17 protein-coding genes are annotated in these 17127 nt (G+C 45.8%); 13 read left to right on the top strand and 4 right to left on the bottom strand.

Going from position 1 to position 17127, the window contains the following annotated elements; all coding sequences use genetic code 11:
- Positions 1-155 precede the first annotated feature (155 nt).
- Positions 156-1304, top strand: coding sequence for a cysteine desulfurase family protein (locus GUA98_RS16930; RefSeq protein WP_193723845.1), 1149 nt, complete (start codon positions 156-158; stop codon positions 1302-1304).
- Between the two features lie 6 nt (positions 1305-1310).
- On the top strand, positions 1311-2552 hold the full coding sequence (gene thiI, locus GUA98_RS16925; RefSeq protein ID WP_153979442.1) for a tRNA uracil 4-sulfurtransferase ThiI: 1242 nt from the start codon (positions 1311-1313) through the stop codon (positions 2550-2552).
- Positions 2553-2662: 110 nt separating this feature from the next.
- Here thiI and GUA98_RS16920 read toward each other — a convergent pair whose 3' ends face one another.
- A complete protein-coding gene (locus GUA98_RS16920) occupies positions 2663-3361 on the bottom strand; it encodes a TerC family protein (RefSeq protein WP_095289922.1) in 699 nt (232 codons plus the stop codon).
- Between the two features lie 105 nt (positions 3362-3466).
- On the opposite strand from GUA98_RS16920, the gene GUA98_RS16915 reads away from it, so the two are divergent.
- The 6 genes from GUA98_RS16915 (at position 3467) to GUA98_RS16890 (ending at position 9245) form a co-directional block, all read left to right on the top strand.
- Entirely contained in the window at positions 3467-4126 is a 660-nt protein-coding gene (locus GUA98_RS16915; RefSeq protein ID WP_153979441.1) for a TerC family protein, read from the top strand.
- Between the two features lie 295 nt (positions 4127-4421).
- Complete coding sequence (locus GUA98_RS16910) at positions 4422-4916, top strand: hypothetical protein (protein WP_193723844.1); 495 nt, start codon at positions 4422-4424, stop codon at positions 4914-4916.
- A gap of 178 nt (positions 4917-5094) precedes the next feature.
- On the top strand, positions 5095-6942 hold the full coding sequence (typA, locus tag GUA98_RS16905; protein WP_095289927.1) for a translational GTPase TypA: 1848 nt from the start codon (positions 5095-5097) through the stop codon (positions 6940-6942).
- 307 nt (positions 6943-7249) lie between these two features.
- Positions 7250-7546: a YlaH-like family protein gene (locus tag GUA98_RS16900; protein WP_193723843.1), complete on the top strand. Its 297-nt coding sequence runs from the start codon at positions 7250-7252 to the stop codon at positions 7544-7546.
- 91 nt (positions 7547-7637) lie between these two features.
- A complete protein-coding gene (locus GUA98_RS16895) occupies positions 7638-8699 on the top strand; it encodes an LCP family protein (protein WP_193723842.1) in 1062 nt (353 codons plus the stop codon).
- Positions 8700-8792: 93 nt separating this feature from the next.
- Complete coding sequence (locus tag GUA98_RS16890; RefSeq protein WP_193723841.1) at positions 8793-9245, top strand: pyridoxamine 5'-phosphate oxidase family protein; 453 nt, start codon at positions 8793-8795, stop codon at positions 9243-9245.
- Between the two features lie 7 nt (positions 9246-9252).
- Here the strand turns inward: GUA98_RS16890 and GUA98_RS16885 are convergent, their stop codons facing one another.
- On the bottom strand, positions 9253-9948 hold the full coding sequence (locus tag GUA98_RS16885; protein ID WP_193723840.1) for a YhcN/YlaJ family sporulation lipoprotein: 696 nt from the start codon (positions 9946-9948) through the stop codon (positions 9253-9255).
- Positions 9949-10187: 239 nt separating this feature from the next.
- Here GUA98_RS16885 and GUA98_RS16880 point away from each other — a divergent pair, with 239 nt between their 5' ends.
- Positions 10188-11522, top strand: coding sequence for a PhoH family protein (locus GUA98_RS16880; protein ID WP_095289936.1), 1335 nt, complete (start codon positions 10188-10190; stop codon positions 11520-11522).
- Positions 11523-11745: 223 nt separating this feature from the next.
- A complete protein-coding gene (locus GUA98_RS16875; RefSeq protein WP_193723839.1) occupies positions 11746-13029 on the top strand; it encodes an extracellular solute-binding protein in 1284 nt (427 codons plus the stop codon).
- Here the strand turns inward: GUA98_RS16875 and GUA98_RS16870 are convergent.
- Positions 13021-14100, bottom strand: coding sequence for a coiled-coil domain-containing protein (locus GUA98_RS16870; protein ID WP_227779726.1), 1080 nt, complete (start codon positions 14098-14100; stop codon positions 13021-13023). The genes GUA98_RS16875 and GUA98_RS16870 overlap by 9 nt on opposite strands.
- Before the next feature lie 196 nt (positions 14101-14296).
- A complete protein-coding gene (locus GUA98_RS16865; RefSeq protein WP_095289941.1) occupies positions 14297-14533 on the bottom strand; it encodes a DUF2626 domain-containing protein in 237 nt (78 codons plus the stop codon).
- A 313-nt stretch (positions 14534-14846) separates the two neighbouring features.
- On the opposite strand from GUA98_RS16865, the gene GUA98_RS16860 reads away from it, so the two are divergent.
- From GUA98_RS16860 to GUA98_RS16850, 3 genes are all read left to right on the top strand, one after another.
- Positions 14847-15497 carry an RsfA family transcriptional regulator gene (locus GUA98_RS16860; RefSeq protein WP_153979434.1) on the top strand — a complete coding sequence of 217 codons (651 nt, stop codon included), beginning with the start codon at positions 14847-14849 and terminating at the stop codon, positions 15495-15497.
- A gap of 142 nt (positions 15498-15639) precedes the next feature.
- On the top strand, positions 15640-16602 hold the full coding sequence (locus GUA98_RS16855) for a ketopantoate reductase family protein (RefSeq protein WP_193723837.1): 963 nt from the start codon (positions 15640-15642) through the stop codon (positions 16600-16602).
- Entirely contained in the window at positions 16602-16976 is a 375-nt protein-coding gene (locus tag GUA98_RS16850; protein ID WP_153979432.1) for a DUF3397 domain-containing protein, read from the top strand. The genes GUA98_RS16855 and GUA98_RS16850 overlap by 1 nt, the downstream gene beginning before the upstream one ends.
- Positions 16977-17127: the final 151 nt, after the last annotated feature.

The raw sequence follows: 17127 nt of genomic DNA, 5'->3' as shown, positions 1-17127 counted from the left end.
AAGATCATTGTTTACAGCGAGTTCAGCAGGAGATCAATTCGGGAGCATGCCTGGGAAGCCAGCCTGTTCCTGATTGGTCTTTTTGTGTTGGGGCGGGATCGTGTTACAATGCTCACTGTAGGTTTAGAGAACATCTGAAGGAGGTCTGACCTCATTTGAAATATTTTGATTATGCAGCAACAACTCCTCCTGATTCAGACGTGGTTCGAACGATGGCTGAAATTATGGAGGCGCATTATGGCAATCCGTCATCCATTCATGGATACGGAGAACGAGCCGATCAACTGCTGAGGCGTGCACGCTCCGGCTGTGCAGCAGCACTTGGTGTTAAGCCTGAAGAGATCGTGTTTACTTCCGGGGCGACGGAGAGCAATAACCTCGCCATAAAAGGAGCAGCACTTAGGTATCAGACACGGGGAAAACATCTCATTACGACGGCTACCGAACATGCTTCCGTATATGAGAGTTTTTTGCAGCTGCAGCAGTGGGGCTGGGAGGTCACCTGGCTGCCCGTGGATTCGGATGGCCGTGTAAGCACTCAGCAGGTGATGGATGCATTAAGACCGGACACGGTTCTTGTCAGCCTCATGCATGTGAACAATGAAACTGGGATCATCCATCCCGTTGCAGAGATAGGCAGCCGTTTGAAAAGTGCCGCACCGCGCGTGCTTTTTCACGTGGATGGGGTACAGGGGTTTGGCAAACTGGAAGCAAAGCCCGCTTCGTGGGGAGCTGATCTGTACAGTTTATCTGCTCACAAAATCCGTGGTCCCAAAGGAGCGGGACTCCTCTATGTACGAAGTGGAGTGGAACTTACCCCACTGCTGTCTGGTGGTTCACAGGAGCAGGGCATGAGAGCAGGAACAGAGAATGTTCCCTTGCTTGTAGGTATGGCAAAAGCGATGCGTCTTGCGGCAGAACGGCAGCTCGCGTTTGCTGAACGTGCCACAGTGCTGAGAGATCGGATTATGGAAACCATTGAAACCATTCCCGGACTTAAACTGAACAGCCGGAAGGATGGGGCTCCCCACATTATTCATTTTTCCTATCCGGGGATGAAGGCTGAAGTAGCACTCCATACGCTCGAGCAGCTTGGGATCATCGTTTCTACACAATCAGCCTGCTCCTCCCGCTCTGCGGAGCCCAGCAGAGTCCTTCTTGCGATGGGAAGAGATGCGGCAAGTGCATCAGGAGGATTGCGTATTAGTCTAGGTAACGAACACACAGAAGAGGATGTGGCCTTGCTGGAACAAGCGCTGCATCAGATGGTGGCGCAGCTGCGCCCGTTGGAAAGGCGGATGTAAAGTCAAATGAAATATGATATGCTGCTTCTCCGTTTTGGAGAGTTTATGTTAAAAGGCAAAAATCGTGCACGATTCGAAAAAACCATTATTACTCAGGTGAGGGCACTGCTCAAGCCATATCCAGGCGCAAGCTTGCGCAAGGAATTTGGGCGATTGTACGTGGATCTGGGGGGACATTCCCATACAGAGTTGATCGCAGTCCTGAAACGGGTTTTTGGGGTAATGTCCATCAGTCCGGTTAAAGTAACTCCTTCAGTGCTTGAGGATATTGTGGAAACGGCTGTAGCTTTCATGGATGAGAGAGAAAACGAGTTCAAGGAAGGTACGACGTTCAAAGTGAATACCCGCCGGGTGTGGAAAGAGTATCCTCATTCTTCACACGAAATGAACCACATGGTGGGTTCCCCGATATTAAGAAAGTTCCAACAGCTTCGTGTGGATGTACGTAATCCGGACATTGAACTGCGAGTAGAGATTAGAGATCAGGGGACCTATATTTTCAATGAAGTGATTCCCGCTGTCGGTGGGTTCCCTCTCGGTACTAACGGCAAAGCGATGGCGCTGCTGTCGGGAGGAATTGATAGTCCTGTAGCGGCATGGGCCTCCATGAGGCGTGGACTGGAAGTGGAATGTGTACACTTTTACAGTTATCCGTTCACCAGCCAGCGTGCGAAGGAAAAGGTGATCGATCTGGCTCGTGCCTTGGCTGATCATGCCGGTACCATCAAACTGCACCTGGTTCCTTTTACGGAGATCCAAACGGCATTCACCCAGCTGGGGCAGGATAATCTGATCATCACCCTGATGCGCCGTTCCATGCTGCGAATTGCGACCAAGCTGGCTGAACGTGAGCGGGCACTTGCACTAATTACCGGGGATAGCCTAGGTCAAGTTGCAAGCCAGACGCTGCCGAGTATGAATGTTATCGGACGTGCAACGGAACTCCCGCTTTTGCGTCCTCTCGTCATGATGGACAAGCAGGAAATTATTACAATGTCCAAACAGATTGGAACATATGATATATCGATTCTTCCTTACGAGGATTGCTGCACCCTCTTCGTGCCGAAATCACCTACAACGAATCCGAATCTTCGCATCGTGGACAAAATTGAAGCAACGATGAGCCATTTGCCGGAATGGGTAGATGAAGCTGTCGCTCAAACGGAAACCATCGTTCTGCACGCAGGCGAAGCAGCTCCTGCAACCAGTGATAACACGGGGAATGAAATCAAGGAAGACTGGTTCTGATTCTATTCCCCTTGAATTGGTAGAATGACATAATAAGGACTATGTTACCTGTAATGGAAAAAGGACCGGCCGATGGGAAATCGGCTGGTCCTTTTTTGTGTATCTTTATTTTACGAATAGGATCGCTGGTGCTCTCCACCTTGTCTGCTGCTAGAGCGTTTGCGGTATCCTGCGAATACCACACCTGCAACGACCAGCACGATAAAAAGAATGCGAAGGGCAGGATGCTCGGTGAAAAACGGCACAAGTCGGCGTTCCTCTGTAATCATGTGGGATGCGGTATAACCGAGTACAATGGCTCCCAGATATATAATCCATGGGAAGTGATTGATTAACTTGATGAACAGGGTGCTTCCCCATACGATGATCGGTACACTGATCAACAATCCGATGATAACCAGTACCAGATGCTGTTCAGCGGCACCAGCCACTGCAATGACATTGTCCAGTCCCATGGCGGCATCTGCAATGACAATGGTGCGAACGGCAACCCATAAGGAGCTGCCTGCCTTAATATCACTATGTTCTTCACCTTGGTCAGCCAATAGTTTATAAGCAATCCAGATCAGCAAAACGCCTCCTACAAGCAGCAGCCAAGGCACCTTAAGCAGCCAGAGTACAACCACTGTGGCTACAATCCGAATCACTAGGGCACCCGCTGTCCCGTAGAGAATAGCCTTTTTCTGCACAGAAGGGTGCAAATTACGTGCAGCCAGGCCGATAACGATGGCGTTATCGCCAGCCAGCATGAGATCAATAAATACAATTTTCACCAAAGCAAGCCAAAAAACAGCGCTAAAAAGCTCCATATGCTGTCACTCCCTCTATATGTCCGAACCTAGAAAAGCTTGTTCAATCGTTAAGAATAGCATGGACAACTTTGACATACAAGTAAGAGTGGGGGGAGGAGAAACATGGATACATTGTGGCTGTTGACTGAAATTCTAATGATCAATCTGGTTTTGAGTGGAGATAATGCGGTAGTTATCGCGCTTGCGAGTAAGGATTTGCCGGAGAAACAGCGTAAGCAAGCCGTATGGTGGGGTGCTTTGGGTGCAGTTGTACTAAGGTGTGTGCTAACTTTTGCGGCGGTGCTAATGCTCGGAATTCCTTTTATACAGGCAGCGGGCGGTATCTTACTGTTCTGGATTGCCGTGAAGCTCCTGCTTCAAAACGAAGACGAAGTACATATTCGGGAGGCTTCTACGACCTGGAAAGCGGTTCAGACCATTTTGATTGCCGATTTTGTAATGAGTCTGGACAATGTGCTTGCTATAGCAGCATTAGCCGATGGAGACCTGGCACTTATCGTCATCGGAATAGCCATCAGCATTCCCATTGTGGTGTGGGGGAGCGGCTTAATTGTCGGTTTGTTGAAACGATTTCCGATTCTGGTATTCGCGGGCTCAGGAATCCTGGCATTCACGGCAGGTGAAATGGTGATGAGTGATCCGAAGCTGGGTCAGTGGCTTGGCAGCCTGACAGCGGAAGCACACACGCTGTTACCTGTGGCGATGGCTGGTCTGGTCATAGCAGTTGGGGGAGCCCACAAGTTTGTCAGACGAAATGCATAATTTTGTTCTGGGTATGCACGGAAAAAATAGAGTGAAGAGACAACCGTCTGCCGAAGGCGGTTTTTTTGTTGAATTGAATCGTCTCATGTAGTGAATATTGAGGAACAAGCGACGGATTCATACTCTTAGGGTAATACATAAAAAGAGCAGCGACGAAATGCGACATCAAGTATAGTTTTTTGCAAAAACATGGGCTACACTAGAGGCAGGTCTACAAAAGCTGGTCATCATGAAAAGGCGAATTCGTTGAAGCTTATAACCTACATAGCCTAATTGATATAAGAGGTGATTGCAGATGAAGATGAGAAATGAAAAAGCGATCGGCATATTTATCGTGGCAGCAGGTATCATTATTTTGCTTGGCAAGCTTGGGGTATTTGGCTTTATTGGACGCCATTTCTGGCCATTGCTTCTATTGCTGCCGGGAATTGCGCTACACGCCCTGTATTATGCAAGAGTTACTCCTACGTGGTCACTTGTTCCCGCAGGGATATTAACGGTGTATGGTATTTTGTTCGGCATTACGAACACATGGGGCGGAGGGTTGATGAGCAGTCTATGGCCGGCATTCTTGCTGGGGATTGCTGTTGGCTTACTCGAGTATGGACTTGCTGAACGTTATAAACCCGAGTTTGTGCTGCCTGCAGCATGGGGCATTGGTGCGTTGTCCATTGTTTTATTCGGATTCACCCTGCTTCATACCGGAATTATTTATGTGCTGGCGATCCTTTTGATTTTGGGCGGAGTCTGGTTGCTGCTTGGACGCGGGCGCGGGAGGAAGGGCTGGTAACATTGCCCGACCTTGCTCCAAGCGAAATATCTTGATTTTTAGCTATGATCAACTATAATATAAGGGATAAAGACATGCGTCGGGATATCACCGACGCTTATTTTGGGTGAGTAACCTGCAGAAATGCGGGAAGTTTAGTAGATAAGAATTGAAATTGGAAAGGATATGGATACAAACCATGCATTCAAGAGAACACATTCGCAATATTGCGATTATTGCCCACGTCGACCACGGGAAAACAACGCTAGTCGACAAGTTGCTCCAGCAATCCGGTACTTTCCGTGATCACGAAACGGTACAGGAGCGCGCAATGGACTCCAACGATTTGGAGCGTGAACGCGGTATTACGATTTTGGCCAAAAACACGGCTATAACTTATAAAGATTACCTGATCAACATTGTAGATACACCAGGACACGCCGACTTCGGTGGTGAAGTAGAACGGATCATGAAAATGGTTGATGGTGTATTGCTCGTTGTCGATGCTTATGAGGGCTGTATGCCACAAACGAAGTTCGTACTTCGTAAAGCACTGGAGCACAACCTGACTCCAATCGTTATTGTAAACAAAATTGACCGTCCAGCGGCTCGTCCGGCTGAGGTTATTGATGAAGTACTTGACCTGTTTATCGAACTGGGTGCCAGCGATGAGCAGCTTGAATTCCCTGTCGTATATGCTTCCGCATTGAACGGAACATCCAGCATGGAAGACGATCCTGCCAAACAAGATGACAACATGATGGCGATCTACGATACCATCGTAAGTCATATCCCTCATCCAACAGAGAACGTGGAAGAGCCACTGCAATTCCTCGTTACGCTGATGGACTATAATGAATACCTCGGACGTATCGCTATCGGTCGTGTAAACCGCGGTGTGATTCGTCAAGGCCAATCCGTTACTGTTATTATGCGTGATGGCAAAAGTAAAACAGCTCGTATCGAGAAACTGTTTGGTTTCCAAGGTCTGAAACGTGTTGAGACAGAGGAAGCTGGCGCAGGTGACATCGTTGCGATCGCGGGTATTAAGGATATCAACATCGGTGAAACGATTGCTGACCCGAACAACCCTGAAGCCTTGCCGGTTCTGAAAATTGATGAGCCAACACTGCAAATGACATTCCTCGTAAACAACAGTCCATTCGCAGGTCGTGAAGGTAAATGGGTAACTTCCCGTAAACTGCGTGAGCGTTTGTTGAAGGAATTGGAAACAGACGTATCCCTTCGTGTTGAAGAAACAGAGAGCCCAGATGCATTTATCGTATCCGGACGTGGTGAGCTTCACCTCGGTATCCTGATTGAAAATATGCGTCGTGAAGGATATGAGCTTCAAGTATCCAAACCAGAAGTTATCGTCAAAGAAATTGACGGTAAGAAAATGGAACCTCTCGAGCGCTTGTTGATTGATATCCCTGAAGAAAGCATGGGTTCCGTCATGGAGAGCCTGGGTGCACGTAAGGCAGAGATGGTTAACATGGTCAACACGGGTAGCGGTCAAGTGCGTCTGGAGTTCCTGATTCCTGCACGTGGTCTGATTGGATACAGCACTAACTTCTTGACATTGACTCGTGGTTATGGCGTAATGAACCATGCATTTGACAGCTACGCTCCAGTCGTATCCGGTCAAGTGGGTGGACGTCACCAAGGTGTACTGATCTCAACTGAAACGGGTACATCTACGTTCTATGGAATGATGGGTGTTGAGGATCGTGGTACGCTCTTCCTTGAGCCAGGAACAGAAATTTACGAAGGTATGATCGTTGGTGAGCATACACGTGACAACGATATCGTTGTTAACATCTGCAAAGAAAAACAACTGACTAACGTTCGTTCTTCTGGTAAAGATGATACGGTTAAAATTAAAACTCCGATTATCTTCTCGTTGGAACAGGCGCTTGAATATCTGAATGAAGATGAATATTGTGAGATTACTCCGAAATCTATTCGTCTTCGTAAGAAGATCCTGAACAAATCCGAGCGTGAGCGTGCTGAGAAACAACGCAAAATGGCTCAAAATAACGCTTAATTTTAACTAACAAAAATAGTATGTATAAGTTAACGTTTGATGTTGTAAACCGTACTGTCATACGTTGAGTTCAAAACGCTCAAAGTAGTGTAGGATCGGAATCGATTCTGTAGAAGCGAAGCGTTCGCCTTTGTCTCCGGGTTTCTAACCTTTGAAGAATTTATTCAGGAAATCCGGAGACAACAGCGATCGAAAGAACGATCCGAACCCGAAACGGTCACTATGCTCGCTTGAATTCCCAATTACGTGTTGTTCCATCAACCAGTTTACTTATACAAGCATGAACAACGAAAGGAGCTGACTGTGCATGCAAGCATGGTTCGCATCACACCCGATCGTAGCCTATTTCGTCATCTTTGTGCTGATTACTTACGTATATAATAAGGTGTTTCGGGTACGTCAGAAATTGCCGCTCGTTAAGGAAATCTTTCTTTATCTATTGATGGCGATGGGCACATTCATGCTTCTTATTTTTCAGATCGACAAGCTCCCGATTATTCAATGTTTGCTGGTAGCTGTTGGTTTGATGCTGTTAGTGAGAGTGCGCTATTTCATCGAAGGTCGTCAAAAGAAAAAGGCGGAAGCTGCCGCCAGAAATTCATAAAATCTGTCTCTGTACAGTCCATCCGTTTTCCTTCGGGAAAGCGGTTGTCTTTTATTTGGACCAAAACAGATGTGATAAAGGTGTTGAAGATATGAACTCGAATTCGAACGGACTGCCTCCGCGTAGACAGGCACCATCCCATTCCGGAGCTTCAGGGTCTAACAACAGTAAAGGCAAGCCACCGAAAAAGAAAAAGCGGATGCGCACATTTGCCAAATTTGTTTTGAGCCTTTTGGTGATTGCCATCATTGTAGGTGGGGGATATCTCTACTGGGTATATAATCAGGTGGCGGACACTGGCATTGATAAACCAGTGCCTCCAGGGATGTCGGCCAAGACCAAGCCGATTACCATGCTGCTGCTGGGTACAGATAACCGTCCTGAAACTGGAACGTATCTGTCCGATGTTGTCATGGTAGCCGCTATGAACCCAGATACCAAGACGGCCACCATTGTTTCCTTGCCGCGTGATACGCGGATTGAACTTGAAGGATATAAGGCGAATAAACTGAATTCATACTATCCTAAGTTTAAAGCCCAGGAGAAGACCTCAGGTAAGAATGCTGAGGATCAGATGAAAGAAATGATGGGCAAATATTTTGACGTCAATATCAATTACACAACGGTGCTTAACTTCCAGGCATTCCGCGATGCTGTTGATGCCGTAGGTGGTGTGGATGTGACGGTCGACAAAAATATGTGTTACCGGGACACGGCCGACAATACAGATATTAATCTGGTTGCGGGTGATCAGCATCTGGACGGCAAGCAAGCACTCGATTTTGTGCGCTACCGCAAATCCAACTGTGATCCCAAAACGGATGAGTCCAATGACTTTGACCGTAATAAGCGACAAAACCAGGTACTGAACTCCATGCTGGATCAGATGAAATCGCTTGGTGGTGTGACGAAGATTAGCAAAGTCATTGGTGCGATTGATGACAATATGACAACCGACGTGGAATCCGAACAGATGAAAAACTTTATTTCGACGTATTGGAACATTTCCAAATCGGATGTGCACTATACGCCTGTGACCGGGGACTGGAGAAGCCCTTATGTTTATGTGAATGAGACGGAGCTGGCCAATGCGAAGCAAGCCTTGCAGGACACGCTCTCAGGCAAAGTAACAGCTACTCCGGCGGCAGAGTAGCTGGGGGATTGGAAGCAAGTTTCCGGGTATGTTATAATAACATCATTCATAGTATCAAGAATTGCATAAAGAAGGTTAGGGAGGGCTGGTTTAATGTCCGAAGCCGTCACACAATTGACTGATTCTCTTTTGCAGCAATTCAAGAACGAAACGTTTGTACTCCTGAATACGGTAGACATTGAATCTGGGGGCCCGACATCCACCGCAATTTCCTGGATCTATGCGGAGAATGCGTCCACGCTTCGGGTCGCTTTGGATCATCGTTCACGTCTCGTGAACAACATGAAACAAAATCCGTTGATTACCGTTACGGTATTTGGAGAAGAAACGGTTTATGCGATCAATGGACGTGCTTCAGTTCGACAGGACCCATTGCAGGATGTGCCCTTTAATATGTGCTGTTTCGACATCTCCATTGAAGCGGTCAGAAATGCCCTGTTTTATGGAGCCCAGCTATCTTCCATGCCTCAATATGTCAAAATATACGATCAGCGTGCTGCTGAGAAATTAGATGAGCAGGTTTTTGCTGCCATGAAAAAAGCCTAGTGAGAAATCACTGGGCTTTTTGTTGCTTTTTGTCGGTGGTATGCTGCTGCATTTGCTGCTCTTCAGGGGCCTGCTCATCTGGATTTTGACGGACCTTGACATCTTTCGGAAGCTGAGGGATAATCCGTCCCACCATGTCAGCGAGTTCAGAGGCAAAACCAGAAATGGGATGTCCCTGACGGATATGCTCTCCAATCTCTTTGATTCGTTCAGAAACATCTGCATCAGCGGTAACGATGGAATCAACACCTTCCGGATCTTTGCGCAAAGCTTCTGCAACGGAATATTTAATCGTTCCTACACGAGCACGTTCCAGTTCGCCATCGACGTCAATGCCAACGACCGCTGTATTTCCGAGAATGACACAATTGGCGTCTTTGACACCTTCCACTTGCTTGGCAAGTGCCTTGAGATGATTGATTCGATTATCATTGGTCATGCGGCCTGTCTGGTTATCATCAGCAACGTTCAGTTCGTGAACTTCACCCGTATTCTCATTGAAACGGTCAAGGCGTGAAGGATTCATTCGGTCATCCTCTGTATAGAGCATGTGGGATCCGTTTTGTTGATCTTGCCGTGTTGTAACATTCCCTCCGTACCCCCTCGCATGGGTTCCTTGCTGCTCTTGAGAGGCATTACGTGTGGTGTTGTTGCAGCCTGTAAGTATAAAGATCAGAAGCAGCGTACAAACCCAATATCTCATAAATGTTCATCCTTTCTTGGAGTTTTTCAGAATGTTGCAATTATTTTGTCCGAGACGAATACATTTATGTATGGGAGCATGATTGTCCATGCCGCTGCTGAAAGATCACACGATCACAGATGAGCTCGGGAATGGAAAAAAAGGACTGCTTGTGCATGGAAAACCTATGATCTAATCCGGCATTCCCGAGTTCACGTTCCAAACCATGCCTTTAACGACGCCGCTTTGGAGGGGATTGAATGAAAAAGATTTTTGTATTGGATACCAACGTGCTTCTGCATGACCCCAATGCCATTTTTGCCTTCGAGGAACATGAGGTAATCATTCCCGCGGTTGTACTGGAGGAAATTGACTCTAAAAAAAGAAATGCGGATGAGATTGGCCGCAATGCCCGAAATGTTTCTAGATTGCTTGATGGTCTGCGTGAACTGGGTCACCTGCACAGTGGAGTTCCTCTCGCCAATGGAGGTAACCTGAAGGTCGAATTGAATCATCGCAGCTTTGTAAGGGTACAAGAAATGTTCGGTGAAATCACCAATGATAACCGAATCCTGGCGGTTGCGCTGAATTATCAAATTGAAGAAAATGAGAAAGAGGTTGTGGAACGGCAGGTTGTGTTGGTAAGCAAAGATGTACTTGTGCGGATCAAAGCAGATGTACTCGGTCTGTTCACTCAAGATTACTTGTCCGATCGGACTGCAGGGCTCAGTGAACTATATCCAGGCTATACAGCCTTGAAGGTTCATCCGTCGGTAATCGATGAGTTTTACACATATCGTTTTCTGCCAATTAAACCATTGCAGTTGTCCTATAAGCTGTATCCCAATGAATTTGTGATTCTTAAGGATGAAATGGGTACCAACAAATCAGCGCTGCTGAAGGTAAACACGGAGGGAACCAAACTTGAGCCGCTGTTCCTAAGCAATGATAACGTATGGGGGATTAGTGCTCGAAATGCTCAGCAGCGTATGGCGCTGGAATTGCTTTTGAATGATGATATACCACTCGTGACCATTACGGGAAAAGCAGGCACAGGTAAAACCTTACTGGCTCTCGCAGCAGGCCTTCTTAAGGTGGAGGATGATCATAAATATAAAAAGTTATTGATTGCGAGGCCAGTGGTTCCCATGGGGAAGGATATCGGTTATCTGCCAGGGGAAAAGGAAGAGAAGCTGAGACCGTGGATGCAGCCCATATATGATAATCTAGAGTTTTTGTTTGATACAAAAAAGGCTGGAGATATCGATAAAATTTTGATGGGACTAGGCAGTATACAGGTAGAAGCATTAACGTATATACGCGGACGTTCCATTCCTGGTCAATTTATTATTGTGGATGAAGCCCAGAACCTATCACGTCATGAAGTAAAAACCATCGTTTCGCGTGTAGGTGAAGGCAGTAAAATCATACTGATGGGTGACCCTGAGCAAATCGATCATCCGTATCTGGATTCTGCGAGCAATGGTCTGACCTATGTTGTGGAACGATTCAAACAAGAGGGCATTAGTGGACATATTATGCTTGAAAAAGGAGAGCGTTCTAAACTGGCTCAATTGGCAGCGGATTTGTTATAAGTTTAAGCGGATATATTTCCCGGGAAAATATAGAAAAAGATCGGCTCGCTGGAGCCGGTCTTTTTTTGCTGAATTATTTAAAAAGAGTTATTGCACAGACCTATGTATTCTCTTAGTATGCAAAATCTCAAAAATATGTTTTTTGGCAGGATAGGACAGGAGTACTACTTTTTTGTTACAATAAACTTTACAGGAAAAATATAGGGAGCGAGGTGGAGAGTTAATGAAGCGTAGACATCAGGTTGTTTTATTTGCAGTGCTGCTGCTTTCATTGACGATCCTGTCTCCGAGCTTTGATTTTAGAGGAGTACCACAGAACCAAGATCAAGATCAGGAGAATGATGCCTTCCCCAATGCTGTAACCCGTAGTGAGAATCAACAGGCGCCAGTTGAAATTGTCGTTTCGATGTCTGAAAGGGAATTTCAAGTGTTCTCGGCAATCGCAAAACAAGTTGCTGCCGCGCGGGTGGTGAAAATCAATCTACGGAATCTGGCCTCGGATACATACAAAGAGGTATTGGATAACGAGCTTGCTGTAGGGGAAAGCGGGGATGTTATCCTGCTTGATAGTGAGGAAATTCAGGGTTATGCCAAAAGAGGGCATCTGTACCCTTTAAATGCAACAACGTTGTCGAAGGCGCTCGGTGACTCGGTATCTCCATTGCGGGAGAAGACAGAGTGGAATGGTTATCAATGGGGAATGCCATTTGATTTCGACCCTTACGTTCTTGCATCACGGTCCAAATCTCTAGCTGATGCAGGGTTGGAACGGTTACCACAAAGCTTGGATGAGTGGACCAGGATTATTAATCAAATGGAGAATAAGAGCCAGAAGTTACTTGCGATCAACATCGATGATGCTTATGCAGCAGATGCTTGGTTAAATGAGTTTGGGTCTGGAGTCGCTCCGAGTACGTTGAAAACGGCAACGGAGTCGCATATAACTGGGGGAAATGAACAGGCGCTGCAGGTGCTGAACCGGGTTCAGCCTTACATTCAGGTCCAAAATACCAACCCGGATTTTATTGATAAGGATATGCAGGAAGAAGCGTTAATGGTGGTGACCCCTTTTTCCCAACTGGTGAACAATGATCTGGCATTAACTGAAGATCGTCTGCCGAATCGGATTATGTTCAAACCCCTTGCACCTGTTACGTCCAGAAGTTTCGTAATTACGTCGGGTTCACATGAAGCAGAGCAGGCCAGTCGATGGATTGAGGGCATGACCTCCAATTCCGTGCAATCAGACTGGTACGAGCAAGCTCATCATTTGCCTGGCCAACAGCAGCAATTGAACACAGTGTCTCAGCAGCTCTCAGCCGAAGGGCAAATAATGAGTGGTAATGGTCGAGAATGGTTCGTGTCCAAAACATCTGAAACCCCTGTGATGGATAACCCCGAGCTGGTATTACAATATAATAAGAAAGTTCAACAGTTTATTCATGGAGAGATTTCTGCGAATCAATATGTGAATGACATGTTAAATATACAGCAATCATCAAAATGATATGGCGAGTTTAACTTCAAGCACCCCTTTGCTTGTCGATACATCTGTAGCTTTCACGAAGGACAGAATCTTCTGCGGGTAGAATCCAAGATCAAATTCCTTTTCAAGCATACGTCTTGTCGTATCAGGTAGTTCCAATTGGTTGAAAACAAGTTTATCTACATGAAAACGGATCGAATTTTGAGGTTCGTTTTCTACCGTATAATGACCCTCAATACTGAGCTGTAACTGATCACGCTGTCCGGAGGCTGTAATTCGGTCCTCGTCAAACTGAAAGGCAAAATCTTCGAAGATCGGGTTCTGTTCACGCAGAAATTGATTCAGATCGTCTTGTTCAATGCGAATGGTATAAGCTGTTCCGGTTGTGGAAATTCCGCCATTCTGATCTTGTATAAACTGCGGGAGATTTTGCATGGCCGCTGCTAGTGCTCTGAAATAACGTTTGACCTCGTAAATGCCAACATTCTCCCAATAAATGGTCAATTCCTCCATTAACTTCTGAATGGCTGCCGGGTTCCCGCTTGCCGAAACTTGTCCGTCTACTTCCTTCTGCAATGCGACGACACGTTCTCGCTGACTTACCAAATTGGTCTTTAGTTCGTCCAGTTCAGCTGAGGTCTGACTTATTTTCGTGGAAGTTTCCTGCATGCTGCGATAACGGTCCTGATATTTGCTTAGCACTGCCTGATCTCTGCCAATAATAATTTGGTAGTAGTCAAACAAGATAAACAAGTCTTTGAACGATCTCGCCCCCAGCACCGTCATGAGAAGGCTGTCTCGTTCTCCAGTGTAATATGACCTAACCACAGCACCTGCCCGATCTTGCTGAATATGTATTTGATCTTCCTGTTCCTGGAGCTGAACATTTAATTTTTCCTGCTGTTGATTGAGTTCCTTCTGCCTTACGGCAATACGTTCAATTTCATGATCGATTTCCACGATGGACAGACTCTTCTGCAAAATTTCACGTGTTTCCTCAGGTGAAGGTTCCCCATAGGCATATGCCAATGTAGGTTGACCAAATAGTAGTATGCATAGGATTAGGGCGTAAATGCTATATCGACGGTTCACCGAATCATTCTCCTTTCCTTCAAGTACAATATTCATTGTACAGGCTTCTGTCTTCCAGACAATATATGAAATGAAATCTTGAAATATCCTTAGTGGTTACATAACTCTGAAAACAACCCATTAATCAGCAAGTCATAAAGGAAAAACAAAAAAGCGAAACGGCTTATGGCCGAATCGCTTTGATGCTGTTGGCGGATTAAAGCGGCAACCCCATTTGGAACACAGTCCAGTAGCTGAACCCTGTGAAAGTAACGATCATATAACCCCAGAAGAGCAATATGTACGTTCTTTCGGTGAATTTTAAATACCCCAAAATGACGAAAAACGCAGTCTGCAGGAAAAAGAGCAAAGCCATCTCGACCAAATCTCCCGCAAAAGCCATCAGGCCAATCGTTAGCGTGAAGAACCCGAGTACCCGAAACATGCGTGCCACGGTTAGTCCTCCTCTCTATGTACGATCATAGATTGTCTACACAACATTATACCGGGAAAGGAAAAAGGTGTAAACAGAATTGGATATGAAAGCGAATTCTTTTTTGTTGAATCGGTGAGCAAATAGGTCACCTTTTCCATATGTAAGGTATGAGTGCTCGCAAATATGGACATACATTTTAGTATGAAATCAATTCTATGAACTCTATGAGAGGCATAAGAATGAATGAAGCAGCTTTTATACCTAATTCACCAACCGGGAAACCGGTAATGAGGACGGTTATTTTAGGATGTTGTTAGGAGGGTATTATAGCATGACTGCAGTGAGACAGGATGCTTGGAGTACAGAGGACGATTTGATCTTGGCTGAGGTGACTTTGCGGCATATTCGGGAAGGCAGTACACAACTCGCGGCCTTCGAGGAAGTGGGCGAAAAAATAGGCAGAACTTCTGCCGCTTGCGGTTTTCGCTGGAACAGCTGTGTGCGTAAAAAGTATGAGTCTGCCATCAGCAATGCGAAGGCACAGCGTCAAAAGAGAAGTTATCTCCGAAAACAGCCAGCTTTGCTTGGACCACAGGTCGCAGCTCTATCTACACTTGATACAGAAGAAAGCCTGTACAAGGCCGATGGAGTTTCAGAAGACTCCTTATCCATTGATGCAGTAATTCGCTTTTTGCGCCAGTGGAAAGGTAATGTTCAGGAAAATGGGCGTCAACTCAAAATGCTCGAAAAGGAACTTCGTGAAAAAGAAGATGAACTCCATGAGCTTCGTTGTGAGAATGACCGTTTATCCAAACAAGTGAATGAAGTACAAACCGATTACCGTGTCGTAAATGATGATTACAAGGCATTGATTCAGATCATGGATCGTGCACGCAGGCTTGCTTTTCTGGCTGAAGAAGATGAGGAACTAAAAACTCGTTTCAAAATGGATGCCAACGGCAATCTGGAACGAATTGAATAACGGAACAAATTGTAAGAATGACGATATTGGATCAGGCCCGTCACATCTCCGTTACAAACGGCAGGTAAGACGGGTTTTTTGTTTGAAATATTTGTTCTATTATATATAGAAGTAAGTATTGAGAGTGGAAGAGGGATGTCTCATGGTGATCGACATTGTAGGAGCTGGCTCACTTGGTCTTTTATATGGAGGAAAGCTTCAGGCTGCGGGTTATGCTGTGCGGTTTTGGACAAGAACGCCTGAACAAGCGGAAGAACTGCGTATACACGGACTAACGATTACAGAGCAGGGGAAGAAGATCCAATTGCTTCCTCAACATATTCAGGCCTATTCAATTAGCGAATTATCTGCTCACTGGCATGATCAACCTGGTGACTGGCTTCTCCTCATGGTTAAGCAGACAAGTATAGATGATGTTATTCATAGCATGGAGACGATGAAGGACTATATTCTTAACATTGTCTGCTTCCAGAACGGGATGGGCCATATTGAGAAGATACAAGCTGCCTTGCCGCTGTCCAGCATATACCGGGCAGTTACTACTGAAGGTGCCAAGAGGGTGCAGTACGGGGTAAAACGGGCTGGTGAGGGACATACCTGGTTTGGTAGAGATGTACATACGAAAGAAATAGAGAAAGAAGCCTCACGGAATCTGGAAGAAGTTCGGTTGCAGGCACTATTGCAGCAGGCAGGATTTAACTGTACAGCGTCGAATCAAATCGATAAGCTGATATACAGGAAGCTTCTGATCAATGCTGTCATTAATCCACTCACCGCGATATGGAGAATACCGAATGGAGGATTGCTTCAGAATGATTATCGCTTAGAGGTCATGCGCCGTTTATATGATGAAGCTTCAGCCATTTATAAGGCTAGCGATATTATGGTGGGTACAGACATGTGGGAGGAAATTCTATCCGTTTGTCGATCGACGGCTTCGAATACATCCTCAATGCTCGCAGATGTTATGCAAGGGCGGCGTACCGAAGTGGAATCCATCAGTGGGCAAATGGTACAACTGGCGCATCGGTGTGGGATGACTGCTCCGCAGCATGAATTAATGCTTCATCTGATCGAAGGAATTAGGCCGGAAGGAGTGAGTTAATGGGTTTTTTTATTGTGCTGAGCATACTACCGTTTTTTCCGTTTCTTATTGTGTACTGGGCCATGTATGGGTGGAAAAAGGATAAACGAGCTTCACTTCGCACCGCAATGGATGTCACCACAGTTTTTCTGATTTTCTCGGTTTCGGCGTTATTCAACTTAACATTTGATTCGAATTTTGGATTTTATTTAACAATGATACTCATACTAATTGCACTTGGATTGATTGGAGGGGCTCAAAATAGGCTGAAAGGAAAGGTCGATGGGGGTCGAATGTTCCGGGCCGTTTGGCGCATGGCCTTTGTAATGATGACTTTTGGGTATGTCTTGTTTACTATATTTGGCTTATTTAGATACTTAATGAAACAGATGTAAGGTTACATAACGCAAAACGGCTAAAAAATGTGTCGATTTTGTCGAAAACTGAAAAAAACATTACTTTCTGAAAAAGTAATGTAGATTTTTTTGACCGGTGGTTGTATAATCTATAAACATAAACCACATCAATTTAGGGGGAAAGTGTTAG

The organism is Paenibacillus sp. P13VS (genome assembly GCF_015143645.1).
GTDB lineage: Bacteria > Bacillota > Bacilli > Paenibacillales > Paenibacillaceae > Paenibacillus > Paenibacillus xylanilyticus_A.
The sequence above is the reverse complement of the archived record's forward strand: the minus strand, read 5'-3'. Positions and strand labels throughout refer to the sequence as shown.